The sequence below is a fragment of the Citrobacter sp. BIDMC107 genome (assembly GCF_001037575.1).
In the GTDB taxonomy this organism is placed as follows: Bacteria; Pseudomonadota; Gammaproteobacteria; order Enterobacterales; family Enterobacteriaceae; genus Citrobacter; species Citrobacter freundii.
In genome coordinates, this window is sequence record NZ_KQ089848.1 from 243045 (window position 1) to 267130 (window position 24086).

Here is a 24086-nt window from a genome sequence, read left to right on the forward strand (position 1 = left end):
CGGGTATGTGGTTAACCACAATAGAGTATACCCCGTCACGATTTTTACACTGTAAATCATTGAGATTCTTTATTCATCACACGCAAATCAACGGCGTGACCAATGTTTCGTTGTTGCATCGTGACGGGAGAAAATATGGACAGCAGTAAACGGCAGTTTCTCCAGCAACTGGGCGTCCTGACCGCTGGCGCATCACTGGTTCCGCTGGCTCAGGCGAAATTTCCCTTTTCGCCTGAACGCCATGAAGGCTCACTTCAGCATCGCTACGCCATGCTGGTTGACCTGCGACGCTGTATTGGCTGCCAGGCCTGTACCGTCAGTTGCGCCATTGAAAACCAGACGCCACAGGGCGAATTTCGTACCCTCGTCAACCAGTATCAAGTACAGATTGAAGGTCAGCAAAGCGTCACCAACGTCCTGCTGCCGCGACTGTGCAACCATTGTGATAATCCCCCTTGCGTGCCTGTTTGCCCGGTACAGGCCACTTTCCAACGCGAAGACGGCATCGTGGTGGTCGACAACACACGCTGCGTTGGCTGCGCCTATTGCGTGCAGGCCTGCCCTTATGATGCGCGATTCATCAACCATGAAACGCAAACCGCCGATAAATGTACCTTCTGTGTTCACCGCCTCGAAGCGGGGCTGCTCCCGGCCTGTGTAGAATCCTGCGTCGGCGGCGCGCGCATCATTGGCGATATTAAAGATCCACACAGCCGCATTTCACAAATGCTGCATGAACACCATGACACCATCAAAGTCCTGAAGCCGGAAAGCGGTACGTCTCCTCACGTGTTCTATCTGGGACTGGATGAGGCGTTTGTCACCCCATTGATTGGACGTGCTCAACCCGCTCTCTGGCAGGAGGTTTAAATGAACCATTCACTAATTATCGACGAGGTTCTGGCCCATCCCCAGGACGTAAGCTGGTTACCCTGGGCCGTACAATATTTCTTTTTCATCGGCATTGCCGCCTGCGCCGCACTGTTCGCCTGCGTTCTCCACTGGCGCAAAAAAGAAACGGCAGATCTGGAGAATCTGACGCTGTTAATCGCCCTGACCTGCGCGATTACCGCACCGCTGGCGCTGACCGCTGATCTACACCAAACCGCCCGCGTCTGGCATTTCTATGCGTATCCGACGCCGTGGTCCTGGATGCCGTGGGGCGCACTGTTCTTACCGCTGTTTACCGGTTTTTTAGGTCTGTGGTTTCTGGCGCAGCACGTTAAACGGCTAACGCTAAAAAGTTACAACGTCACAAAATGGTTAGCACTTGGTAGCGCACTGTCCGCCATCGGATTGCTGGTTTACACCGGCCGTGAAGTGTCGGTGGTGCAGGCGCGTCCCATCTGGTTCAGTTACGCATTTCCGGTTGCGATGTTCCTCAGCGCGCTGCAAACGTTTCTTGTCCTGCTTATTGCCACGACAAATAACAAGGACGTACTGCCGCGTAAGCTAGCGTGGGGGCAAATGGTCACGTTGATCGCACTGGCTATCGTGGTGTTGATCTGGGCGAGCGGTAATACGCTTTCCGGTTCGGCTATCCGCCAATGGCTGGATGTGGCTTCTTCAGCACAACACTACGCTATCGGTTGGGTTGCGTTATGGCTTGTTTCACTTGTTCTTTGCGGGTTGGTTGTACGTTACCCCTTGTCGCTACCGCTGCGCATATTACTCGCTTTTAGCGCCATGGCGCTGTGCTGGCTAATGCGCTGGACGTTACTCATCCAGGTGCAGACCGTACCGAAATTTAACGCGCAGTTTAATCCCTACACCCTGCCCGGCGGCACCGATGGCTGGCTGGCCATTGTGGGTACTTTCGGCCTGTGGATAGCACTGATTATTATTGTTCGTGAAGCCCTGAACGCGATCGGAAGGAGAATGCAACATGGCTAATTTAACCCGTCGTCAGTGGCTTAAAGTGGGCCTTGCCGTAGGTGGCATGGTGACTTTTGGCCTGAGTTATCGGGATGTGGCAAAGCGCGCGATAGACGGTTTGCTGGACGGAACCTCGGGCAAAATTACCCGTGACCGCATCTTTGCAAACGCGCTCATCCCTGAAGCCAACGCCCGGCCGCACTGGCAGCAAAACCCGCAGCAGGTGATCTCCATGACACAGTGTTTTGGTTGCTGGACGCAGTGTGGCGTGCGGGTTCGCGTTGACACTGAGCAAGGCAAGGTGCTGCGCATTGCGGGCAACCCTTATCATCCGTTGTCGCACGAGCACCATATAGACGCCTCCGTCCCCTTTACCATGGCAATGGAACAGTTGGCCGGGGAGTCAGGTCTTGACGCACGTTCCACCGCCTGCGCCCGTGGTGCAACTTTACTCGAAGGTCTGTACAGCCCGTTACGTATTCTGGAGCCCATGAAGCGCGTCGGTAAGCGCGGTGAGGGAAAATGGCAGCGCATCAGCTTCGAACAGCTGATCAAAGAGGTGGTGGAAGGCGGAGATCTGTTTGGTGAAGGCCACGTTGATGGTCTGAGAGCCATCTACGATCCCGCTACACCGCTTGATGCGAAACATCCCGGCTTTGGCCCAAAATCCAATCAACTGCTGGTCACTAATACCAGCGATGAAGGACGTGATACCTTTCTACGTCGCTTCGCACTGAACAGTTTCGGCAGTAAAAATTTCGGTGCTCATGGCGCTTACTGCGGTCTGGCCTATCGGGCCGGTTCCGGCGCGTTAATGGGCGATCTGGATAAAAATACCCACGTGAAACCCGACTGGGATAACGTCGAATTCGCGCTGTTTATGGGCACCTCTCCGGCGCAATCCGGCAACCCGTTTAAGCGCCAGGCCCGCCAGTTGGCCAGCGCCCGTTTACGTGACGACTTCCGCTATGTTGTGGTAGCGCCCGCCCTGCCATTAACCACGGTGCTGGCTGACGATCGCGGCCACTGGCAGCCCGTACGACCGGGAAGCGACTCCGCGCTGGCGATGGGGATGATAAGATGGATTATCGATAAACAACGCTATAACGCTGATTATCTCGCCATTCCCGGCGTGCAGGCCATGCAGCAGGCAGGAGAAAAAAGCTGGACTAACGCCACTCATCTTGTGATTACCGATGAAATTCCAACGCTTGCCGGACAACACCTGACCCTCGCCCATCTGAGCACAAACGCCGCCCAGGAGCCGGTGGTCGTCAACGAGGCCGGTGAGATTGTCGCCGCCAACAGTTGCCCGCGTGCGCAACTGTTTGTTACCCGCGAGGTGACGCTGGCTGACGGGCAGACGGTAACGGTAAAAAGCAGCTTCCAGTGTCTGCGAGAGTCCGCAGAGAAACTGTCGCTAACGCAGTACAGCCAGCAGTGTGGGGTGTCAGAAGCAGACATTGGCGCTCTGGCCGACGCATTCACCCGCCACGGACGTAAAGCGGCAGTAATTACGCACGGCGGAATGATGGCAGGCAATGGATTTTATAACGCCTGGTCGGTAATGATGCTCAATGCGCTGATTGGCAACCTCAGTCTTGAAGGCGGTGTGTTTGTTGGTGGCGGCAAATTCAATGGTGCCACCGACGGTCCGCGCTACAACATGGACAGCTTCGCCGGGAAGGTAAAGCCGAAAGGGTTAAGCATCGCGCGCAGTAAAACCGCTTATGAGTCTTCCGAAGAGTACCGCAATAAGGTAGCTGCCGGACAATCCCCCTTCCCGGCTAAGGCCCCGTGGTATCCGTTTGTCGCAGGTCAGCTTACCGAACTCCTCGTCTCAGCGCTTGAAGGTTACCCTTATCCGCTGAAAGCATGGATCTCAAACATGACCAACCCGTTTTACGGCATTGCGGGATTACGTGGCGTGGCGGAAGAAAAGCTCAAGGATCCTGCTCGCTTGCCGCTGTTTATCGCGATTGACGCCTTTATGAACGAAACCACGGCGCTGGCAGATTACATCGTGCCGGATACCCACAACTTCGAAAGCTGGGGATTTAGCGCTCCGTGGGCAGGCGTGGCCAGCAAAGCCACCACCGCGCGTTGGCCTGTCGTCAGACCTGCGACCAGCCTCACGGCTGACGGTCAATCGGCCTCGATGGAATCTTTCTGTATCGCAGTGGCAAAGCGCATTGGGCTACCCGGATTCGGCGACAATGCGATTACCGATCCGCAAGGTAATCACTATCCGTTGAATCGTGCGGAAGATTACTACCTGCGCCTCGCCGCCAATATTGCGTTTATGGGCAAAGCCCCGGTTGCAGAGGCACAGCCGGAAGACATAGCGCTGACCGGAGTACAGCGGATCATGCCTGTGATGACCCAAACGCTGAAACCCGATGAAATCAGCCGAGTTGCGTTTATCTACTCCCGCGGCGGGCGCTTTGCGCCGGACATCAGCGGGCGAGTTGATAACCGCGTCGGCAATGCCTGGGAAAAACCGCTCCAAATCTGGAATGCGAACGTCGCCGCGCACCGTCATGCAATTACCGGCGAGCGCTACAGCGGCTGCCCGGCCTGGTATCCTTCACGTCTGTCTGATGGACGTGCGGTCGAGGAGTTGTTCCCGGAACAAGAGTGGCCGTTGAAACTGATTTCCTTTAAATCCAATACCATGTCCAGCGCCACGGCGGTTATCCCGCGCCTTCATCATCTGAAACCGGTTAATCTGGTGGCGCTCAATCCGCAGGATGGTCAGCGGTATGGTTTAGCACATGGCGATATCGTGCGTATCACCACCCCTGGCGGTCAGGCGCAAGCGCAGATAAGTCTGCTGCATGGCGTCATGCCGGGTGTCATCGCCATTGAACACGGTTACGGGCATAAAGAGATGGGCGCAGCTCAGCATACGCTCGACGGCAAGCCAATGGCATTTGATGCACAGATAAAGTCAGGGATTAATCTCAATGATTTGGGCTTTGCGGATCCTACCCGGCAGGTTGCCAATACCTGGCTTGACTGGGTGTCGGGTGCGTCGGTGCGTCAGGGGTTGCCAGCGAGAATTGAGCGAGTGTAGTTCTGCGTGAACGCGTTTTACCCGGCCTACAAGACGTCGTAGGCCGGATAAGGCACTGCCGCCACTCAGCAAAAAGCGGATCAGTTATTAACCGGGATCACCGCGCCTTTATATTTAGTACGGATCCAGTCCTGGATTTCTTTGGAGTGCAGGACATCGACCAATGCGACGATATCCTTCTTCTTCTCGTCGCCACGATGCACGGTAATGATGTTGGCGTACGGGTTGTTTTCACCGCTTTCAACGGCAATCGGATCTTTCACCGGATCCAGCCCGGCATCGATGGCGTAGTTGGCGTTAATCACCACCGCATCGCCTTCGTCGTTGTTATACATCTGCGGTAACAGCGCGGCTTCCACGTTTGGCAGGAACTTCAGCTTTTTCGGGTTTTCGACGATATCGCTAATGCGCGCGGTTACTTTATCCACGCCCGGCTTCAGCTTAATAACACCCTCTTTTTCGAAAATCGACAGAATACGGCCTTCCTCAGATACCGCATCGCGCATGATGACTTTGCCGCCTTCCGGTAGTTCTTTAAGCGATTTCACTTTTTTCGAATAGATACCAATTGGCTCAATGTGAATTGCTCCGGCGCTGACGAAGTCATACGTTTTATCGCCCGCATGATCTTTAATCACACTGTTCAGGTACGGAATATGCTGGAAGTAGTTAGCGTCAATCTCACGACCAGCCAGCGCGGTGTTCGGCAGAATGTAATCCTGGAACGGTTTAATCTCCAGATCGATCCCCTGTTTCGCCAGAATCGGTTTGGCCTGTTCAAGGATCTCCGCGTGCGGCACGTTAGATGCACCAACGGTCAGAGTGTCTGCCCAGGAGGCAAAGCTCAGAGCGCTTAAGGTTGCTGCGGCGAGTAACGTCAGTGATTTTTTCATGATAATGGTTTCCGTATTTTATTAGCGTTTATCTAACAGAGAGGTGATCACATCGCCGCAAAGCTGGATGATGAAGACAATGAGCAAAATCGTCACCGTCGCCACCAGCGTGACGTCGCTGTGGTTGCGCTGGAATCCTTCCAGATAGGCCAAATTCCCTAAACCACCGGCACCAATTACCCCTGCCATCGCGCTGTAGCTAACCAGCGCAATTAGCGTCACGGTGATCCCGGACACCAGAGCAGGAGAGGATTCCGGCAGTAAAACCCGAAAAATAAGCGTGCTCAGCCGTGCGCCCATCGAACGTGTCGCTTCAATAACGCCTTTATCCACTTCACGCAGAGCGATTTCGACCAGACGTGCATAAAACGGCGCTGCACCGACGATCAGCGCAGGCAACGCGGCATTGGCGCCGAGAATGGTGCCTACCATCGCTTTGGTAAACGGGATCAGCAGCACGATCAAAATGATGAATGGGATTGAACGAAAGATATTCACCACCAGCGAAATAGCGCTATATACCGCTCGGTTGGGGAACAATCCGCCGCGCGCGGTCAGGAACAATGCCAGACCAAGCGCGATGCCCAGAATAAAGGTCGCAGCACCCGAAAGAGCTGTCATATACAGCGTTTCCTGGGTTGCCGCTAACAGTTGCTCCCACTTCAGATGGGGAAACAGTTCTTCAGCCATGTTGAATCACCTCGCCTTCAATGTCGCTCTGGCGCAGGTCGGCCAAAATATTGTTCAATTGTTCCTCAGAGGCCACCACGTGCACCCAAAGTTGACCAAACACACCGTGTGCGGTTTGCGCCATTTTGCCGTGCAAGATGTTGAATGGCAGGCCATAGCGCAGGGTCAACTCGCCAACCACAGGCCGGTGCGTGCGTTGCCCGGTAAACGTAAGCTTGATAACTACGCCGCCAAGCTCACTTGCCAACTGCGGATTAAACTCGTCTTCCTCGGTGTACTGGCTCACCTGACGAACGAACTGTCGGGTGATCGGCTGCTGTGGATGGGTAAAGACGCTGAGTACGTCGCCTTCCTCAACAACTTTGCCATTTTCCATTACCGCCACGCGATCGCAGATTTTGCGTACCACGTGCATTTCATGAGTGATCAGCACAATGGTCAATTTGAAGCGACGATTAATATCGAGGAGTAAATCGAGGATCTGATCGGTAGTTTGCGGATCCAGCGCCGAGGTGGCTTCGTCACACAGCAGGACATCCGGATTGTTCGCCAGCGCGCGGGCAATTCCTACACGCTGTTTTTGCCCGCCGCTGAGCTGTGACGGATACGCATTTTCACGACCGCTCAGCCCAACCAGCGTAATCAGTTCAGCAACCCGCTGTTTGATTGACGCTTTGGACGCTCCAGCGATTTGCATAGAGAAAGCAATATTTTCGCTAACGGTCCGTGACCACAGCAAATTGAAGTGTTGAAACACCATGCTGATTTTCAGTCGTGCCTGGCGTAACGATTCCCCACGGGCGGCAGAGATATCGTGGCCGTTAATCATCACGCTGCCGGAGGTCGGTTTTTCCAGCCCATTGAGCAAACGAATTAAGGTGCTTTTACCTGCCCCGCTGTAACCAATAATGCCGTAAATCTGTCCCTGTTCAACCGTCAGGTTGACGTTATCGACAGCGGTGATGGCAAGCCTTCCTGGCGTAAACACTTTCGAAATATTTTTCAGGACAATCATGTCGTTTGGGTATCCGCTGCTGCTTATTGTTCTTCTGCTATCGCTTTTGGCTGTTTAGCAGTATGGATGTCCAAACGAGTGTAATCAGCGGAATTGTCTTTTAAAATGAATTAAAAAGTATTTGATATAACATTTAGATATATATGTCGCGAACACTGAACAGATATCCGTTCTATCCCAGCCACGATGATGGAAAAACTCCTGACATTTTTGTTCACTGTTTTTTTTATCTCAACCCATCTCAATTTATAACTGAATCGAGCAAGCCAGCATCTTTTAAATGAGACATAGGAAATTGCAAAACTAATACATGACTGTGCTCACAAGATATCTTGCGTTAATTGTAAACATATAAAAATAAAGAACGTGTAATCCACTTTTTATTATTCTCAATAATTTGGTTTTGCTTCCGGTTTACAGCATGATCTGTGATTCATTTCACCACATGGCAACATTACTATAAATACAATTCAGCAAAATACACGGAGGCTTTAATGTTTAAAGAAGAAAGGCGTACATCTATTCTTAACTTACTCATCAAAGATCATAGTGTCAGCGTGAGAAAACTCGCCGTTCTTTTTAATGTTAGCCAGGAGACTATACGTTCAGATCTTTGTTGTTTTCAGAAAACAGGAATGCTTTTGCGTTGTTACGGTGGTGGTATTGTTAACCGCCAGGCATTAAGCAAGTTGATAACAGAAAATAAAATTGATATCTCCGGCACAATTTCAACTCCGGCAAACAAAGATTTTCGATTACATAGAGAAGGCACGAAAATGTCGGGAAAAGTTTGTATATTAGGTTCATTTAATATTGATGTATCGGCTACCGTCCCCTGGCTTCCGCAAAGCGGTGAATCAATCCTCGCAAGCCAGTTCGGTTTTTATCCAGGAGGTAAAGGTGCTAATCAGGCATTGGCCGCAAATAATGCTGGCACCGACGTCCACTTTATTTTTAAAGTAGGTAAAGATCAGTTTAGCTCTTTTGCCCTCAATCATATTATCCAATCTGGTATAAATTCATATTGTGCTTATCAGACTGATGATGCCCCCACCGGAAGTGCATTAATTTATGTTTCAGAGCAGGATGGTGATAATATCATTGCTATCTATCCTGGTGCCAATATGATGCTAACCAGGCACGAAATTAATGAACAGCAGGGTCATATATCTGAAGCTAACGTTTTGCTAATGCAGCTGGAGACTAATATCGATGCTATTGAAGAATTTGTTCGCTTGGGTAAATTAGCAAACAAGACAATTATTTTGAATCCGGCACCTTATACCAAAAATGTTAGCCGTTTATTACCTTCAATAGATATTTTAACACCTAACGAAACAGAAGCATCATTTTTATCGGGTATTACAATATTAAATATTGATGATGCTCAAAAAGCAGGGAATATCATTCTTCAATCAGGCGTTGAGAAGGTCATTATCACTCTCGGCGCACAAGGATCATTACTGTGCGAACGCCACCGTACTTTGTTTATCCCAGCCTGGAGTGCCGTCGTCAAAGATGCTGCGGGCGCGGGTGATGCATTTAATGGCGCACTGGCCGCCTCACTTGCCCGTAAATCAGACCTTGTATCAGCCATTCAGTATGCCTCTGCCTTTGCTTCACTGGCAGTTGAACAAGAAGGCGCATCGAGCATGCCGCAGCATGAGCTGGTACTACACCGGATGCGCACTCAATCGCATGATATTATTAATATCAAATAATAGGATCTCAGTATGAAAATTTTATTTATCGGTGAGTCATGGCATATTCATATGATTCATTCTAAGGGATATGACAGCTTCACATCCAGTAAATACGAAGAAGGCGCTGACTATCTCTTATCCTGTCTGCGCCAGCAAAATATCACTATCGACTACATGCCAGCGCATATTGTACAAACCCGCTTCCCGCAGACGGTAGAGGAACTTGATATATACGATGCTATCGTGATTAGCGATATAGGCAGCAATACCTTTTTGTTGCAAAACAAAACTTTTTATCAGATGAATATCATCCCGAATGCGTTAGCGCTGATTAAAGAATATGTCTCAAATGGCGGCGGTCTGTTAATGATTGGCGGATACCTTTCCTTCACCGGCATTGAAGCGAAAGCAAATTATAAAAACACCCTGCTGGCCGAAGTTTTGCCTGTCGAAATGCTGGAGCATGATGATCGCGTTGAAATTCCGGAAGGATGCTGCCCAATCAACACGGAGGAACAGCATGTCATTACGCAGGACCTGACACAGTGGCCCCCCTTGCTCGGTTATAACAAATTGCGTGCCAAGGTAAACAGCATCACGTTGGTCAAAATAAATGACGACCCACTATTAGTTCTCGGTGAGTACAATAAAGGTAAAGTCGGCTGTTTTGCCAGTGATTGCGCACCGCACTGGGGAAGTCCGCAATTTATGCAATGGGAACATTACAAGTCATTCTGGTGTAACGTTCTGCAAGCAATTAAAAAATAAACGCCAATCTGCAGGTGATTATTGAATCACCTGCCCTTTTCCCTCCGTATCGGTTAAAAATATGCAAAGTCACTACAAATATGGTGAAATGTTTTGCGATAGCATATTAACCAGCTATCGTATTTATGGCGACCCGGCATCTCAATTAATGCCATTAATCATCTTACACGGCGGTCCAGCAGGCGGTTTTGATTATCTATTAAATTATCATGAGCTGTCTGATGATGGACGCATGGTGATATTTTACGATCAATATGGTTGTGGTCGTTCGACGCATTTTCCGCTGGCGGATGCCTCATTCTGGACAATAGAACGTTATCTTCAGCAACTTCGCCAATTAATCAGTCATCTGAATATTGGTCAGCGATATTCATTACTCGGACATTCCTGGGGAGGTATGCTGGCAGCAGAGCACGCCTGCACGCAACCGGAAGGGTTGAGTGGTGTGATATATGCCAGCGCTCCCGCCAGCATCCCACTTTGGCAAAGCGAAGTACTGCGATTGTTTAAAGAACTCACGACTGGCGCTGATGCAATGTCAGACGATGCCATTATGCAGGCAAAAATCTATCAGCATCCGCCTGAACAACTTATTGCCTACTACAAAAAACATGTTTATTCCCTGGCGCAAGAACCGCTGCATATTCAGCGTTCTGATGCGCAATTTGCCGCCGATCCCACCGCCTACCATGTGCTATGGGGCGCGAATGAACTTGCGGTGAATGGCTTGCTGGCGCAGTGGGACATCACCCGTTCATTGCACAAGATTCGATGCCCAGGATTAGTCCTTCATGGTGAGTATGATCAGGCGACATCACAGGTCGTTCAACCGCTTATTACCCATATAACCCACTGTCGGGGTGTCACGATTCCTGACAGCAGCCATAACCCACATGAAGAAAATACCGAGCCTTGCCTCACTGCTGTCCGTGAGTTTTTACGAGGCCTTGATTAACACGAATTGAGGTGTTTACTATGAGTAAAATAAAAAAGTTATCTCTCACAGATTTGGTGCTGTACGGGCTGGTATTTATGGTGCCGATCGCGCCGGTTTCTCTCTATGGCGTCGTATATAATTTATCTCATGGCATGGTCGCGCTCGTGTATATTATTGGCGCTATCGCGATGTTTTTTACCGCCCACAGCTATTCAACATTATCAAAGCACATCTCATCCTCCGGGTCGGCTTATACCTATGCAGGCGTGTGCATCAACCCCGCTGTGGGTTTTCTCACCGGATGGATTTTGTTGCTGGATTATCTGTTATTCCCTACGCTGGTTGCCGTCCTGGGCGGTGTTGCTGTTCATGCAATACTTCCGCAAATACCGATTTGGGTATGGCCGTTAATTTATGTGGCTATCGGAACGGGCATAAATTATTTGGGAATACAACAAACGGCTAAATTCGACAAACTGCTGGTCTTTATTCAACTCGGTATTCTGGCCATTTTTGTGGTGCTGATTTTGCGACTGCTGATGCTTGATAGCAGCCACGTGTCATTTTCTTTCAAACCTTTTTTTGATTCTCAGTGGTTTACCCCTGGCTTAATTGCTACCGCGATCTCTGTTGCGGCGCTCAATTTCCTCGGATTTGATGCCATTAGTACCCTAAGTGAAGAAAGCGAAGGCGGCGGGAAAGCAGTCAGTAAGGCAACCCTTCTCGCCCTTATCCTGGCCACCGTGCTGTTTATTATTGTGGTGACCTTTGCCGCATTCGCTACGGGTAAAATCGACAGTTTTGCGGAAGGTACAGAAACTAACGAGGCTTTTTTCACGATTGCAGGCGATGTTGGCGGCATCTGGCTTAAAGTTGCATTTTCTATCATCGTAGCGTTCGTTTGCGCAGTCGGGAATATCATTACGGCGCAAACCGCCGTATCGCGCGTCCTGTTCTCTATGGGGCGAGATAAAATGTTACCCACATTTCTGGCGCATGTGCACAGTAAAAGAAAAACACCTGACTATGCAATTCTGTTCACCGGGGCTGTGACACTATTCCTTAGTTACTTGTTTTCCGGGAAAATTGAATCCATATCCACCCTTGTCAACTTCGGTGCGCTTTTCGCATTCTTTATGGTGAACCTGAGTGTCTTCGTGCTCTACAACGTAAAGATGAAACAGCATCGTCGTTTTGTCCCTCATGTGATTTCTCCTGTGCTGGGGATGGTCGTCATTGGTTATGTCTGTCTGAATATGAACATTCACGCGCTGACGCTCGGGGTTATCTGGTCTGTAATCGGTCTGGCGGTTTTGTGGTATCGGAAAGCGCATAAGCAGGACATCCATATCGATCTTGAGGGGCGAAAGCTGCTCGACTAAGGCTGAATCCTGAGTTTGCAACACGTTATTTTTTTCTTGTTGCGCAACACCGTCTGAAGTTGGGCGGTGTTTTGTTAACCAACCCGAAACAATTTAATGCTGATTCTTTGTAAAACTGCACAGAAGTGTTTTGAAACGCTGTTTCCATTTTCCTTTTTGATAATTTTCAGCGTATAATGCGCGCCAATTGTCTCTTGAATGGTTTCAGCACATTGACCTGTAAAACTCAACGACTACAAAACTCACCATCCCGTTGGGCTGAAACACAAGCACACATTCCTCTGCACGCTCTTTCGATGTCACCTATCCTTAGAGCGAGGCATCACAACTTTCGTAACTCAGGTTTAGCTTCCCGTCCGTGCGCGGCGGGAGCCAGATTTCCATATCCTTCTCAACTTAAAGACTAAGACTGTCATGAAAAAGACGAAAATTGTTTGCACCATCGGTCCGAAAACCGAATCTGAAGAGATGTTAACCAAAATGCTGGACGCGGGCATGAACGTCATGCGTCTGAACTTCTCTCACGGCGACTATGCAGAACACGGTCAGCGCATCAAGAATTTGCGCAACGTCATGAGCAAAACCGGCAAGAAAGCAGCAATCCTGCTCGACACCAAAGGTCCGGAAATCCGTACCATCAAACTGGAAGGCGGTAACGACGTTTCCCTGAAAGCGGGCCAGACCTTCACCTTCACCACCGACAAATCTGTCGTAGGTAACAACGAAATCGTTGCTGTTACTTATGAAGGCTTCACGAAAGATCTGTCCGTCGGCAACACCGTTTTGGTTGACGATGGTCTGATCGGCATGGAAGTTACCGCCATCGAAGGTAACAAAGTTATCTGTAAAGTGCTGAACAACGGCGACCTGGGCGAAAACAAAGGTGTTAACCTGCCGGGCGTTTCCATCGCACTGCCTGCACTGGCTGAAAAAGACAAACAAGACCTTATCTTCGGTTGCGAGCAAGGCGTTGACTTCGTTGCAGCGTCCTTTATCCGTAAACGTTCTGACGTCGTTGAAATCCGTGAGCACCTGAAAGCGCACGGCGGCGAAAACATCCAGATCATCTCCAAAATCGAAAACCAGGAAGGCCTGAACAACTTCGACGAAATCCTCGAAGCGTCTGACGGCATCATGGTTGCGCGTGGCGATATGGGCGTTGAAATCCCGGTTGAAGAAGTTATCTTCGCGCAGAAGATGATCATCGAAAAATGTATCCGTGCACGTAAAGTCGTTATCACTGCGACCCAGATGCTGGACTCCATGATCAAAAACCCGCGTCCGACCCGTGCAGAAGCCGGTGACGTAGCGAACGCCATCCTCGACGGTACCGACGCAGTAATGCTGTCTGGCGAGTCAGCAAAAGGTAAATACCCGCTGGAAGCCGTTACCATCATGGCGACCATCTGTGAGCGTACTGACCGTGTGATGACCAGCCGTCTGGACTTCAACAATGACAGCCGCAAACTGCGCATCACCGAAGCCGTGTGCCGTGGCGCGGTTGAAACTGCTGAAAAACTGGACGCGCCGCTGATCGTCGTCGCAACCCAGGGTGGTAAATCTGCTCGTGCAGTACGTAAATACTTCCCGGATGCTACCATCCTGGCGCTGACCACCAACGAAACTACCGCGCGTCAGCTGGTGCTGAGCAAAGGCGTTGTTGCACAGGTGGTTAAAGAAATCAGCTCTACCGATGATTTCTATCGCCTGGGTAAAGAAGTCGCTCTGGAAAGCGGTCTGGCTCAGAAAGGTGACGTTGTGGTTATGGTTTCTGGTGCACTGGTTCCGAGCGGCACCACCAACACTGCATCCGTTCACGTGCTGTAATAATTCCATCGCGAATTAATTTGCTTAAAAAAGCGCCCTAGTGGCGCTTTTTTTATTTAATCGATAGCCACAATTAATAAAAAATCAAATCGGATTTCACTATCTAATCCGTGATTATCTAAGATGAATCCGATGGAAGCTTTCTGTTTTCACTCGGTTTTTTAGCCGTTTTTGCACAATTCGATGCTTCTTTGAGCGAACGATCAAAAATAAGTGCATTCCCATCAAAAAAATATTCTCAACATAAAAAACTTTGTGTAATACTTGTAACGCTACATGGAGATTAACTCAATCTAGAGGGTATTAATAATGAATCGTACTAAACTGGTACTGGGCGCGGTAATCCTGGGTTCTACTCTGCTGGCAGGTTGCTCCAGCAACGCTAAAATCGATCAGCTGTCTTCTGACGTTCAGACTCTGAACGCTAAAGTTGACCAGCTGAGCAACGACGTGAACGCAATGCGTTCCGACGTTCAGGCTGCTAAAGATGACGCAGCTCGCGCTAACCAGCGTCTGGACAACGCAGCTACTAAATACCGCAAGTAATAGTATCTGTGTAATAAAAATGGCGCACATTGTGCGCCATTTTTTTGCTCTGAATTCCCCTTCCCTGTTATTGCGTAGCGCGCACCTCAGCATCTTCTCCCGGCACACCATTTTGCGCAGACTTCACTTCTGGCCTATTGCTCGCGACCGATGCTTGCCCGGCAGTGACGGTGACCGGATAACCTGCACGACGATACAACGCCCTTTCCACCAGACTGTTATCCACCGCTTTATTGTCTTTAAACTGGGTAAAGCCGGCTGGTAACACATACGGCATGGTCTGGACGTTTTGTTCCTCTTCAGGCGACAGCGGTCGATGCACTTCGACATACCTCATGCCGTTCGGCTCTATCGAATATTTTATCGGCTCATTAATCACCCTGACCGGCGTGCCTGTGCGGACCTGAGCAAACAACGCTTTGATATCCGGCGCGTTCATGCGAATACACCCAGAACTCACTCGCAGGCCCACGCTGTCCGGCGCGCTGGTGCCGTGGATCAGATATTCACCGTTTCCATGCGCCAGACGCAGTGCAAAGCGTCCTAACGGGTTATTTGGTCCGGCAGGTACAACAGGCGGTAATGTGATGCCACGCTCCAGAGAGCGTTTACGGATGCCTGGTGTAGGGGTCCAGGTTGGATTCGGGATTTTCTGCCCAACCCGGGTTTCCATTACCGGCGTTTCCAGCCCCTGCAAACCGATACCAATCGGGAATACCTGAACAATATTCTCTCCCGGCGGGAAGTAATACAGACGCAGTTCCGCCAGATTCACAATAATGCCTTCGCGTGGTGCATCCGGCAGCAGTAATTGTGAGGGAATAGTGATCAGCGTTCCGGGTTTAGGTACGGGGGCAATAGTATTGTTGGCTTCAAGGATCAGCATTGCAGCGGTATCAAACTTACGGGCTATCGCCTGTAGGTTTTTATCGCCTTCCTGCACGGTGTAGGTTTGGTTTTGCCCAACAAGGCGGCTGTTCGCCTGGGGCAAAGGATAATCGACCGCCCATGCGGCCTGAATAGCGCTGTAGGCGCCGATTAGCATTAACGTAATAACAGACGCGCGTTTCATACTCACTCACCCCCCTGGCGTTCTTGTCGGACGGCGGCGAGCGCCCGATCCGGCCTACGAGTCACTGCGTTGCCTTACACGAACGCTTTCAAGTCGGTCTGAAAGTTGACGTGTTTTATCAGTTTAGCTAAGAGTTGCGGCTTTGGCGCGAATAGCCCGAATCATCGCCTCCAGCCCTTGTGAACGAGACGGTGTGAGATGCTGTGCGAGCGCCATTTTTTCAAACCACGGGCGCACATCAAAATTCACAATATCCTGAGCCGTCATGCGATCATACAAAATGAATACCACGGCAATAAGCCCTTTCACAATTGCCGCATCACTGTCGCCCTGTAATTCAATAATCCCTTCGCCATTCTGACGCATAACAATCCATACCTGGCTTTGGCATCCCTGAATGCTATTTTCCGGGCAGCGTAAGTCATCGTTTAGTTCCGGCAAACGCTGACCCAGTTCAATAATGTACAGGTATTTCTCTTCCCAATTAGCGCAACGCAGAAAATTACGCAACAACTTTTCTTTATCCGGTAGCGCAGCCATAACGCCTCCCTGTTAGCCCAGTAAATGGTGAATACGCTTGAGGCCCGTTACCAGGCGATCCACTTCTTCATGGGTGTTATACATTGCAATCGACGCCCGGCACATCGCAGGAACGTTATAAAAGGCCATCAGCGGCATTGCGCAGTGATGCCCCGTCCGCACGGCGATGCCATAGTTATCGAGAAAACTCCCGACGTCATAGGCGTGATGCTTGCCGAGGTTAAACGCAATCACACCCAGACGGTTATCCGGTCCGTAGATTGTTAAATCCGGCACATCCGCCAGCTGTTCCAACGCATAGCACATCATGAACTGTTCATATTCGCTGATTTCAGTCAGCCCCAGCGCTGAAACATATTCAATAGCCGCGCCGAGTCCGATAATGCCCCCGGTGTTTGGCGTTCCGGCTTCAAACCGCCAGGGCGCTTTGGCCCACGTCGTTCCCTGACTCAAACTCACCGTCGCAATCATTGAACCACCGCCTTCCCACGGCGGCATCTCCTGCAGCAGCGACTCTCTGGCATACAGAACGCCAATACCGGTTGGACCGTAAAGTTTATGCCCGGAGAAAACATAAAAATCGCAATCCAGCGCCTGCACATCCACCTGATGATGCATCACCGCCTGCGCACCATCTACCAGCACTTTCGCGCCGTATTGATGCGCCAGCGCGATCATCTCACCCAACGGGTTTTCCGTGCCCAGCACGTTAGATACGTGGGTAATCGCCAGCAGCTTCGTGCGATCGTCAAACAGCGTCGGCAGCGTTTCCAGCTGCAACGTACCATCGTCATTGAGCGGGATAACGCGCAGTTCTGCACCTACGCGGGCACACAGCATCTGCCAGGGCACAATATTGGCATGGTGCTCCATTTCGCTGATGATAATGTTATCGCCCGCCCGCACATTGCTGCTGCCCCAGCTGTTCGCCACCAGATTGATGCCCTCCGTCGTACCGCGAACAAACACCAGCTCTTCGGCGGAGCGGGCGTTAATAAACAGCGAAACGAGCTTGCGCACATTCTCCATTTTTTCCGTAGCCTGAGCGCTCAGCGTATGGATACCGCGGTGGACCGCCGCATAGCCGTGACGGTAGAACTCGGCTTCGGCATCAATCACCTGGTTCGGCTTTTGCGCGCTGGCCGCGCTATCCAGATACGCCAACGGTAAACCATTCACTTCACGCGTCAGAACAGGAAAATCGGCCCGCACTTTTTCAATGGGAAATGTCATGCTACGCCTCCCGGCAAGCGTTGGGCGATCCGTGCCAGTACCTGTTGTTTCAGCGTTTCCTCGCCCAGGGCTTCCGTTAGCTCAGCGGCAAACGCATAGAGAATCATTTGTTGGGCATCTTGCTGGCCGATCCCGCGCGAACGCAAATAGAACATCTGCTCGTCGTCGATCCGCCCTACCGTCGCCCCGTGACTGCATTTCACGTCGTCGGCATAGATTTCAAGCTGCGGCTTGGTATCCACTTCCGCCAGTTTACCGAGCAGCAAATTATTGTTGGTCATCTGGCCATCAGTTTTAATAGCGTGCTGAGCGACGTTGATTAGGCCATTGAATACCGCCCGCCCCTTATCGCTGACGATCGTTTTATGCAGCTGGCGGCTGTTGCAATATCCTTTGTTATGCTCAAGCCAGGTGCGGGTGTCGCAGACTTCATTTTTCACCGGCATTGCCAGGCTGTTGAGCCGAAGCGTGGTGTTTTCGCCGTTAAGCTGGGTGCTGGTGTTATGACGCAGCACCGCATCACCGAGTAAAAAACTGTGGCTGGCGGCCGTGGCATCCGCCCCCAATTGAATGTCATTGTGCGCGAAATGGTGGCTCTGTGGGTTCTCAAACGCCAGTTTGATGTGGCGCAAGTGCGCATTCGCCGCGACATTCATGGTTAAACGTGCGCCAGTGAAATGGCGAAGCTCGCTGAGGCTGACATAGTGTTCAATAACGGTGGCTTCTGCGCCTTCCGCCAGCTCCAGATGGTGGCGATAGTGCGCCGTGTTCACCTCATCGCCCGCCAGCCCTTGGGTAATGTGCAGTAGCAGCAGCGGTTTCGCTGGGCGCTGGTTACGCTTCACCTGAATGTGAGTGACGCTACGCGACAGGCTTTCGGTCAGGTGCAGAAACACTTCCGGTTGGATAGCCGCTGGCAGCATCTGGCGCGCATCGTCAATGGTAATGTCAAAACCACTACCTTCCGCTCTGTCGCTCAGCGTTGGAGAGAATTGCCCGTCGACAAATACCAGTCGTATGGCATCAATTGCCGGCGCTAACGCTTCACACTGGGCTGACGTTATCTCAGTGACATGACTGACAAACTGGCTATTGGTTAACCCCTCCAGCGGCGTGTATTTCCAGTCCTCATGCTTACGCGTTGGCAGCCCCAGACGCAGCATCTGCTGCAGATGCTGCTGGGCATGTTGCGAGCGCGTCTCACCTTGCGTTTCAAACAGATGGTGCCACTGTTGCAGCACGTTACTGCTGTTCGCTAAGCCAGCCATAACCTTGCTCCTCAAGTTGTTTGACCAGCGTAAAATCACCGGACTTCACTATTCGCCCCTGGTAGAGAACGTGAACATAATCGGGTTTGATATAGTCCAGAATGCGTTGATAATGGGTGACGATAATGAATGAGCGTTGCCCGTCGCGTAGTGAGTTCACGCCGTCTGCGACGATTTTCAGCGCATCGATATCCAGCCCGGAGTCCGACTCATCCAGAATGCACAACTGAGGCTCCAGCACCGCCATTTGCAATATGTCATTACGCTTTTTCTCACCGCCGGAGAAACCAACGTTGACCGAACGCGTGAGCAAATCTTCCGGCATCTTCAGCAACGCAATTTTTTCTTCCATCAGATCCTGGAAGTCAAACCTGTCCAGCGACTCTTCACCACGGTAGGTGCGCACCGCATTCAGTGCCGTTTGCAGGAAAAACTGATTACTGACGCCGGGGATTTCCACCGGATACTGGAATGCCATAAAGATCCCTTCGCCGGCCCGGTCTTCCGGTGACAGTTCCAGTAAATCCTTACCGTTGAATTCTACCGTCCCGCCGGTGACTTCATAGTCATCACGTCCGGCCAGGGTGGCGGAAAGCGTACTTTTCCCGGAACCATTTGGCCCCATAATGGCGTGCACTTCTCCGGGGCGAATTTCAAGACTCAGCCCACGCAGGATCGCCTTATCTTCCACACTGACCTGTAAATCTTTGATGCTTAACATGTGCTTTCCTTAAATTTTAACCGACGCTGTGTTCAAGACTTATGGCGAGAAGTTTTTGCGCTTCCACGGCAAATTCCAGCGGCAGTTCAGAGAACACGTCTTTACAGAAACCATTCACGATCATCGAAATGGCATCCTCTTCGCTGATACCGCGCTGCAGGCAGTAAAACAGCTGATCTTCGCCAATGCGCGACGTCGTGGCTTCGTGCTCGAGCTGGGCGCTGTTGTTACGACACTCCACATATGGGAATGTGTGCGCTCCGCAATCCGCCCCGATCAGCATCGAGTCACATTGGGTATAGTTGCGGGCGTTGGTGGCGGTCGGCATGATTTTCACTAAACCGCGATAGCTGTTCTGGCTGTGTCCGGCGGAGATCCCTTTCGAGATAATGGTCGATTTGGTGTTTTTACCGATGTGGATCATCTTGGTGCCTGTATCGGCCTGCTGATGACCACTGGTCAGGGCCACGGAGTAGAATTCGCCGATAGAGTTGTCGCCACGCAAAATGCAACTTGGGTATTTCCAGGTAATGGCCGAGCCGGTTTCCGACTGCGTCCACGACATTTTGCTGTTTTCACCTTCGCACAGAGCGCGCTTGGTGACGAAGTTCAAAATGCCGCCGGTGTTACCATCCCCGGGGAACCAGTTTTGCACCGTCGAGTATTTCACTTCGGCATCTTTGTGGATGATGACTTCTACCACCGCGGCATGCAGCTGGTAGCTGTCGCGCACCGGAGCCGAACAGCCTTCGATATAGCTGACGTAGCTGCCCTCATCCGCGACCAGAATAGTGCGTTCAAACTGCCCGGTTTTTTCCGCATTGATACGGAAATAGGTCGACAGTTCCATGGGGCAACGCACACCTTTCGGTACATAAATAAACGTGCCGTCAGATGCCACCGCTGCATTCAGCGCGGCAAAGAAGTTGTCATTACCTGGAACCACGGTGCCCAGATATTGTTTTACCAGCTCAGGATGATCGTGAATCGCCTCACCGAACGAACAGAAAATAATGCCCTGTTCCGCCAATTTGTCGCGATAGGTGGTCGCCACCGATACCGAGTCAAAAATAGCATCAACCGCCACCTCTTTGCCTTCACGGACCGGTACGCCAAGCTGTTCAAAGGCATCCTCAACCTCTTTGCTTAAAAACGCATTCGCCCCTGTTTGCTGCACGGCTCCCGGCTCAGATGCGCAGGTTTCATCGCAGTTACCGCAGGACGGTGCGGAATAATAGCTGTACTCCTGATAATTCAGCTTGTCGTAGTGCGCTTTTAGCCAGTGCGGCTCTTCCATGGTCAGCCATGCCCGAAAGGCATTCAGGCGGAATTCCAGCATCCAGTCGGGTTCATTACGTTTTGCCGAAATCGCGCGCACGACCTCTTCGTTGATCCCTTTCGCCAGCTCATCGGTTTGCAGTTGGGTGAAGAAACCCTCTTTGTAATTAAGGTGCCCGCCAGCCCAGGTGTTGACATCGTCAGTTGCTTCAGTATTACGAGACATAGTACCGCCTATACCCCAAAACTTTCGCCACAGCCGCATTCGTTCTGGGCTTTCGGGTTATGAAATTTAAATAACTGATTTAATCCTTCGCGAACGAAATCGACTTCTGTGCCGTCGATGAACGGCATCGCCTGTAAAGGCACATACAGTCTGGCGCCATCCGTTTCAAACAGGAGATCGTCTTTTTGGGCCTCGCGCACGGTATCCAGCACGTAGCCGAATCCCGCGCATCCCGTTTGCTTCACGCCCAGGCGCACGCCCAACATGTCGGGTTGCTTTGCCACCAGTTCACGGATATGCGCCGCAGCCGCAGGTGTTAACGTCAGTCCACGCCAGGCAAAATCGTCCGGGTTAAATGTTCCTGAATGCAATTCCATAGGGTTACCTCGAGTCACTAGCTTTTAAGCTATAACAACATGTTAGTGATAATGATTATCACTTCAACCCCTCAACAGCAGGGGCATTCGGGTTAACCGCCCTTTTTGACTACTTTTACTAAGCATAGACCCTGCAGCGAGGGTTTACAGGAATGGAATTATTTGTTCAATGCATTGATTAATAATGGATTATAGAAATCCAATCGTTCAGGCAGGTCAAAGATTAAAAGATGTATAGATAATGTCTATTTAAGGGATAGGTAGGGATAAAAACAGGGAAAACAACTATTCAAATAATATGCTAATGACAAAAAACCCTTAAGTCTGCTTGCTGGCAGGCTTAAGGGTTCCGGCCCCATCCGGCGCTTATCTCCGGCACTCACGATGGCTTAGCTCTTGAAGGGGCGATAAGAATAATCTCATACACCGTTAAGTTTTTTTTAACACAACTTGCGGTTTGACTATTTTGTGAGCACGTTTAGCTACCTTTTTAGCATTGCGCCGCCCCACTAAGCGCATCCAGCAGCAAACGTAGCCCCGCAGGCTGATGCTCCCGAGAAAGGTATAAGCCATAAATTGGTAAGCATTTAGGTTGAAGTTCTGGCAGTAATCGAATTAACGCTCCCTGCGCCAGCCCTTCCTGCGCTTCCAGTTCTGGCACCAACGCGATTCCCATTCCTGCCACCGCCGACTCGCAGAGCAGCGAAGAGATCCCTGCACTCAAATTCCCTTTGATTGCAACGGAGACAGACTGCCCCTGGGCATCCAAAAAGTGCCAGGATTGTCCGGCAAAACCGCTGTAGTACAGGCAATTGTGCCGAGTGAGATCGTCGACTGTCTCAGGCGTGCCATGTTGATGCAGATAATCTGCGGACGCGCAAAGTACCGATTTACAGTCGCCCAACCGACGGGCGATGGTTCCTGGCTCGGGATTATCCGTTATGCGGATCGCCACATCGATGCGTTCCCCCACAAGGCTTACCGGTTGATTATTGATCTCCACCTCAATACGTAATTGCGGATATTGCTCCATAAACGCCGGCAGAACCGGAGCAAGAATATGCATGGCGGTAAAATGGGCGCAGGCCACACGTAGCGTGCCTGAGGGAATTTGCGCGCCACTGGCGGCACCAATATCCAGCGAAAGTTGCGCCAGAGAACGCGTTTTCAGTAATGCCTCTTCACCCGCTGGCGTGATCGTTAAGCGACGCGATGAGCGATGGATAAGCCTTGCGCCTGCCCATTTCTCCATCTCGTCGAGGTAACGACTGACCATCGGACGGGAAAGCCCCAATGCACGTGCAGCGGCGCTCAGACTGCCCAAATCACAGATATGGTTAAATACCGTTGCCGCCATCACTCTGTCCATTGCATCCCATCCGATCGTTTTATGAAACTCAGCATGTCCTAATGAGGGAATTCTAACAGATACGAATATGCTTAAAATACGGGAACTATCAAAAGACAATTCCCTGCATAAGGTTACCTGGTATGAAAGTTAAATCTCTGGCCCTGCTGTTACCTCTGTTTGCGTCTTCAGCTTTCGCCGCACCGCTACAGCTGGACGTCTATAATCCGCAGGAGAAGGGTATTTTCCCGGTCTCTTCGACGCTGGTGTCTGGTCCCAAAGAGGCGATTCTGTTTGACGCCCAGTTCAGCACCAAAGATGGCGAACAGCTGGTGCAGATGATTCGCGCCAGCGGTAAAACGCTGAAGGCTATCGTGATCACTTCCGGCGATCCGGATTTCTATTTCGGTCTGCAACCTATCGTCAACGCTTTCCCACAGGTAAAAGTTCTGGCAACACCGCAGGTGGTAGACCATATCCGCGCCACCAAAGAGGCCAAACTGCAATTCTGGGGCCCGCAAATGAAGGACGGCGCGCCAACATCGCTCACCGTTCCGCAGGCGACGACGCAAACGCAGTTCACGGTTGATGGTGAACCGCTGGAACTGCGTCACTCCAACGATTATGCAGCGTATATCTGGATCCCGGCGAATCGGGCCATTATTGGCGGCACAGGCGTGGCTTCAGGTATTCACGTCTGGACGGCGGATACACAGTCTGAAGAACAGCGTAGTACATGGCGTAACGTACTGAGCGAAATGCAGAGCTTACAGCCCACTCAAGTGGTCCCGGGTCATTACATTGGCGAACGCCCAACCGGCGATAAAGCTATTCGCTTCACCCAGGACTATTTGCAGTCGTTTGAGCAGGTGTTAGGGGCGAAGAAAGGATCGGATTATGTGATTAAAACCATGACGGCAGCATGGCCAGGTCTGGCAGACGCAAGCTCGCTGGAACTAAGTGCGAAGGTTAACAGCGGTGAGATGAAGTGGTAATGAAGATTTAAGGCCAAAATAACCCCGAACACGTGTCGGGGTTTCGTTACGATAAGCATACCGGAATCAATGAACGCCCATGCGCCAGGCAAAATAGATCTCTTCTTTCAGTTCAGTTGAAGAGAGCGCCAACAGATCTGCAAACTCCAGCTCAAGCTGTTTTAGCCTTTTCAGGTACTGAGCCGGTGAAAGATCGGTTTTATCACGACGTAAAAATTCTATTGCCAGTTGGGCAGGGTCTAATTGGGTAGACATATCATCCTCGCTTGTGTTCAAAACCTGCACAGTATAACACCATTCCCTGTGCAGATAATGA

23 protein-coding genes are annotated in these 24086 nt (G+C 51.0%); 11 read left to right on the forward strand and 12 right to left on the reverse strand.

Translation table 11 applies throughout. The features are described from left to right. Positions 1-135 precede the first annotated feature (135 nt). From ttrB to ttrA, 3 genes are read left to right on the forward strand one after another with little or no spacing between them, the layout of a single operon-like run. A complete protein-coding gene (ttrB, locus tag SK39_RS01175) occupies positions 136-870 on the forward strand; it encodes a tetrathionate reductase subunit TtrB (protein ID WP_003836551.1) in 735 nt (244 codons plus the stop codon). Then, on the forward strand, positions 871-1893 hold the full coding sequence (ttrC, locus tag SK39_RS01180) for a tetrathionate reductase subunit TtrC (RefSeq protein ID WP_032935895.1): 1023 nt from the start codon (positions 871-873) through the stop codon (positions 1891-1893). Next, entirely contained in the window at positions 1886-4951 is a 3066-nt protein-coding gene (gene ttrA, locus SK39_RS01185) for a tetrathionate reductase subunit TtrA (RefSeq protein WP_032935897.1), read from the forward strand. Before ttrC ends, ttrA begins: the two co-directional genes overlap by 8 nt. An 80-nt stretch (positions 4952-5031) precedes the next feature. Here ttrA and SK39_RS01190 read toward each other — a convergent pair whose 3' ends face one another. Genes SK39_RS01190 through SK39_RS01200 form a run of 3 tightly spaced genes read right to left on the reverse strand, consistent with a single transcriptional unit; the run spans position 5032 to position 7549 of the window. Next, entirely contained in the window at positions 5032-5844 is an 813-nt protein-coding gene (locus tag SK39_RS01190) for a MetQ/NlpA family ABC transporter substrate-binding protein (protein ID WP_016150148.1), read from the reverse strand. 21 nt (positions 5845-5865) lie between these two features. Continuing rightward, positions 5866-6534 carry a methionine ABC transporter permease gene (locus SK39_RS01195; protein WP_003029361.1) on the reverse strand — a complete coding sequence of 223 codons (669 nt, stop codon included), beginning with the start codon at positions 6532-6534 and terminating at the stop codon, positions 5866-5868. After that, positions 6527-7549, reverse strand: a complete 1023-nt coding sequence (locus SK39_RS01200; RefSeq protein WP_016150147.1) for a methionine ABC transporter ATP-binding protein — start codon at positions 7547-7549, stop codon at positions 6527-6529. Before SK39_RS01200 ends, SK39_RS01195 begins: the two co-directional genes overlap by 8 nt. Before the next feature lie 494 nt (positions 7550-8043). Between SK39_RS01200 and SK39_RS01205 the strand changes: the two genes are divergently transcribed. From SK39_RS01205 to lpp, 7 genes are all read left to right on the forward strand, one after another. Beyond that, on the forward strand, positions 8044-9270 hold the full coding sequence (locus SK39_RS01205; RefSeq protein ID WP_048216515.1) for a PfkB family carbohydrate kinase: 1227 nt from the start codon (positions 8044-8046) through the stop codon (positions 9268-9270). Between the two features lie 12 nt (positions 9271-9282). Beyond that, positions 9283-10020 carry a glutamine amidotransferase gene (locus SK39_RS01210; RefSeq protein ID WP_003836572.1) on the forward strand — a complete coding sequence of 246 codons (738 nt, stop codon included), beginning with the start codon at positions 9283-9285 and terminating at the stop codon, positions 10018-10020. Between the two features lie 61 nt (positions 10021-10081). Next, a complete protein-coding gene (locus tag SK39_RS01215) occupies positions 10082-10975 on the forward strand; it encodes a proline iminopeptidase-family hydrolase (protein ID WP_016150145.1) in 894 nt (297 codons plus the stop codon). A gap of 20 nt (positions 10976-10995) precedes the next feature. Then, complete coding sequence (locus tag SK39_RS01220; protein WP_016150144.1) at positions 10996-12339, forward strand: APC family permease; 1344 nt, start codon at positions 10996-10998, stop codon at positions 12337-12339. A gap of 212 nt (positions 12340-12551) precedes the next feature. Then, entirely contained in the window at positions 12552-12746 is a 195-nt protein-coding gene (ynhH, locus tag SK39_RS27750; RefSeq protein ID WP_242637968.1) for a protein YnhH, read from the forward strand. Positions 12747-12753: 7 nt separating this feature from the next. After that, complete coding sequence (pykF, locus tag SK39_RS01225) at positions 12754-14166, forward strand: pyruvate kinase PykF (RefSeq protein ID WP_003029366.1); 1413 nt, start codon at positions 12754-12756, stop codon at positions 14164-14166. 309 nt (positions 14167-14475) lie between these two features. Then, the gene (gene lpp / locus SK39_RS01230) at positions 14476-14712 is read left to right on the forward strand and encodes a murein lipoprotein Lpp (RefSeq protein ID WP_003029373.1); all 237 of its coding nucleotides are present in this window, start codon (positions 14476-14478) and stop codon (positions 14710-14712) included. A 67-nt stretch (positions 14713-14779) separates the two neighbouring features. Here lpp and ldtE read toward each other — a convergent pair whose 3' ends face one another. The 8 genes from ldtE to SK39_RS01270 all read right to left on the reverse strand — a co-directional run bounded on the left by ldtE (position 14780) and on the right by SK39_RS01270 (position 22796). Further along, positions 14780-15784: a L,D-transpeptidase LdtE gene (gene ldtE, locus SK39_RS01235; RefSeq protein ID WP_048216516.1), complete on the reverse strand. Its 1005-nt coding sequence runs from the start codon at positions 15782-15784 to the stop codon at positions 14780-14782. Positions 15785-15907: 123 nt separating this feature from the next. Beyond that, positions 15908-16324: a cysteine desulfuration protein SufE gene (gene sufE / locus SK39_RS01240; RefSeq protein ID WP_003029378.1), complete on the reverse strand. Its 417-nt coding sequence runs from the start codon at positions 16322-16324 to the stop codon at positions 15908-15910. Between the two features lie 12 nt (positions 16325-16336). Further along, positions 16337-17557 carry a cysteine desulfurase SufS gene (gene sufS / locus SK39_RS01245; protein ID WP_048216517.1) on the reverse strand — a complete coding sequence of 407 codons (1221 nt, stop codon included), beginning with the start codon at positions 17555-17557 and terminating at the stop codon, positions 16337-16339. Next, positions 17554-18825 (reverse strand): Fe-S cluster assembly protein SufD, encoded by a 1272-nt coding sequence (gene sufD / locus SK39_RS01250; protein WP_003836582.1) that lies wholly within the window; start codon positions 18823-18825, stop codon positions 17554-17556. Before sufD ends, sufS begins: the two co-directional genes overlap by 4 nt. Beyond that, complete coding sequence (sufC, locus tag SK39_RS01255) at positions 18800-19546, reverse strand: Fe-S cluster assembly ATPase SufC (protein WP_003029383.1); 747 nt, start codon at positions 19544-19546, stop codon at positions 18800-18802. The genes sufD and sufC overlap by 26 nt, the downstream gene beginning before the upstream one ends. 16 nt (positions 19547-19562) lie before the next feature. Continuing rightward, positions 19563-21050, reverse strand: a complete 1488-nt coding sequence (gene sufB, locus SK39_RS01260) for a Fe-S cluster assembly protein SufB (RefSeq protein WP_003836585.1) — start codon at positions 21048-21050, stop codon at positions 19563-19565. Positions 21051-21058: 8 nt separating this feature from the next. After that, on the reverse strand, positions 21059-21427 hold the full coding sequence (gene sufA / locus SK39_RS01265) for a Fe-S cluster assembly scaffold SufA (protein WP_003029385.1): 369 nt from the start codon (positions 21425-21427) through the stop codon (positions 21059-21061). Positions 21428-21917: 490 nt separating this feature from the next. Then, entirely contained in the window at positions 21918-22796 is an 879-nt protein-coding gene (locus tag SK39_RS01270; protein ID WP_008323864.1) for a LysR family transcriptional regulator, read from the reverse strand. A gap of 122 nt (positions 22797-22918) precedes the next feature. On the opposite strand from SK39_RS01270, the gene SK39_RS01275 reads away from it, so the two are divergent. Beyond that, positions 22919-23770, forward strand: a complete 852-nt coding sequence (locus SK39_RS01275; RefSeq protein ID WP_048216518.1) for a Vmh family MBL fold metallo-hydrolase — start codon at positions 22919-22921, stop codon at positions 23768-23770. A 66-nt stretch (positions 23771-23836) separates the two neighbouring features. On the opposite strand, the gene SK39_RS01280 is transcribed toward SK39_RS01275, so the two are convergent. Next, on the reverse strand, positions 23837-24025 hold the full coding sequence (locus SK39_RS01280; protein WP_003030540.1) for a YdiH family protein: 189 nt from the start codon (positions 24023-24025) through the stop codon (positions 23837-23839). Positions 24026-24086: the final 61 nt, after the last annotated feature.

Excerpts from the sequence above, each read along its gene's own strand:
- sufD (WP_003836582.1), bottom strand. The coding sequence starts at position 18,825 with ATGGCTGGCTTAGCGAACAGCAGTAACGTGCTGCAACAGTGGCACCAT.
- ttrA (WP_032935897.1), top strand. The coding sequence starts at position 1,886 with ATGGCTAATTTAACCCGTCGTCAGTGGCTTAAAGTGGGCCTTGCCGTA.
- SK39_RS01195 (WP_003029361.1), bottom strand. The coding sequence starts at position 6,534 with ATGGCTGAAGAACTGTTTCCCCATCTGAAGTGGGAGCAACTGTTAGCG.
- sufS (WP_048216517.1), bottom strand. The coding sequence starts at position 17,557 with ATGACATTTCCCATTGAAAAAGTGCGGGCCGATTTTCCTGTTCTGACG.
- ttrC (WP_032935895.1), top strand. The coding sequence starts at position 871 with ATGAACCATTCACTAATTATCGACGAGGTTCTGGCCCATCCCCAGGAC.
- SK39_RS01215 (WP_016150145.1), top strand. The coding sequence starts at position 10,082 with ATGCAAAGTCACTACAAATATGGTGAAATGTTTTGCGATAGCATATTA.
- sufE (WP_003029378.1), bottom strand. The coding sequence starts at position 16,324 with ATGGCTGCGCTACCGGATAAAGAAAAGTTGTTGCGTAATTTTCTGCGT.
- lpp (WP_003029373.1), top strand. The coding sequence starts at position 14,476 with ATGAATCGTACTAAACTGGTACTGGGCGCGGTAATCCTGGGTTCTACT.
- SK39_RS01280 (WP_003030540.1), bottom strand. The coding sequence starts at position 24,025 with ATGTCTACCCAATTAGACCCTGCCCAACTGGCAATAGAATTTTTACGT.
- pykF (WP_003029366.1), top strand. The coding sequence starts at position 12,754 with ATGAAAAAGACGAAAATTGTTTGCACCATCGGTCCGAAAACCGAATCT.
- sufC (WP_003029383.1), bottom strand. The coding sequence starts at position 19,546 with ATGTTAAGCATCAAAGATTTACAGGTCAGTGTGGAAGATAAGGCGATC.
- sufB (WP_003836585.1), bottom strand. The coding sequence starts at position 21,050 with ATGTCTCGTAATACTGAAGCAACTGACGATGTCAACACCTGGGCTGGC.
- ldtE (WP_048216516.1), bottom strand. The coding sequence starts at position 15,784 with ATGAAACGCGCGTCTGTTATTACGTTAATGCTAATCGGCGCCTACAGC.
- ttrB (WP_003836551.1), top strand. The coding sequence starts at position 136 with ATGGACAGCAGTAAACGGCAGTTTCTCCAGCAACTGGGCGTCCTGACC.
- SK39_RS01190 (WP_016150148.1), bottom strand. The coding sequence starts at position 5,844 with ATGAAAAAATCACTGACGTTACTCGCCGCAGCAACCTTAAGCGCTCTG.
- sufA (WP_003029385.1), bottom strand. The coding sequence starts at position 21,427 with ATGGAATTGCATTCAGGAACATTTAACCCGGACGATTTTGCCTGGCGT.
- SK39_RS01220 (WP_016150144.1), top strand. The coding sequence starts at position 10,996 with ATGAGTAAAATAAAAAAGTTATCTCTCACAGATTTGGTGCTGTACGGG.
- SK39_RS01200 (WP_016150147.1), bottom strand. The coding sequence starts at position 7,549 with ATGATTGTCCTGAAAAATATTTCGAAAGTGTTTACGCCAGGAAGGCTT.
- SK39_RS01210 (WP_003836572.1), top strand. The coding sequence starts at position 9,283 with ATGAAAATTTTATTTATCGGTGAGTCATGGCATATTCATATGATTCAT.
- SK39_RS01275 (WP_048216518.1), top strand. The coding sequence starts at position 22,919 with ATGAAAGTTAAATCTCTGGCCCTGCTGTTACCTCTGTTTGCGTCTTCA.
- SK39_RS01270 (WP_008323864.1), bottom strand. The coding sequence starts at position 22,796 with ATGGACAGAGTGATGGCGGCAACGGTATTTAACCATATCTGTGATTTG.
- SK39_RS01205 (WP_048216515.1), top strand. The coding sequence starts at position 8,044 with ATGTTTAAAGAAGAAAGGCGTACATCTATTCTTAACTTACTCATCAAA.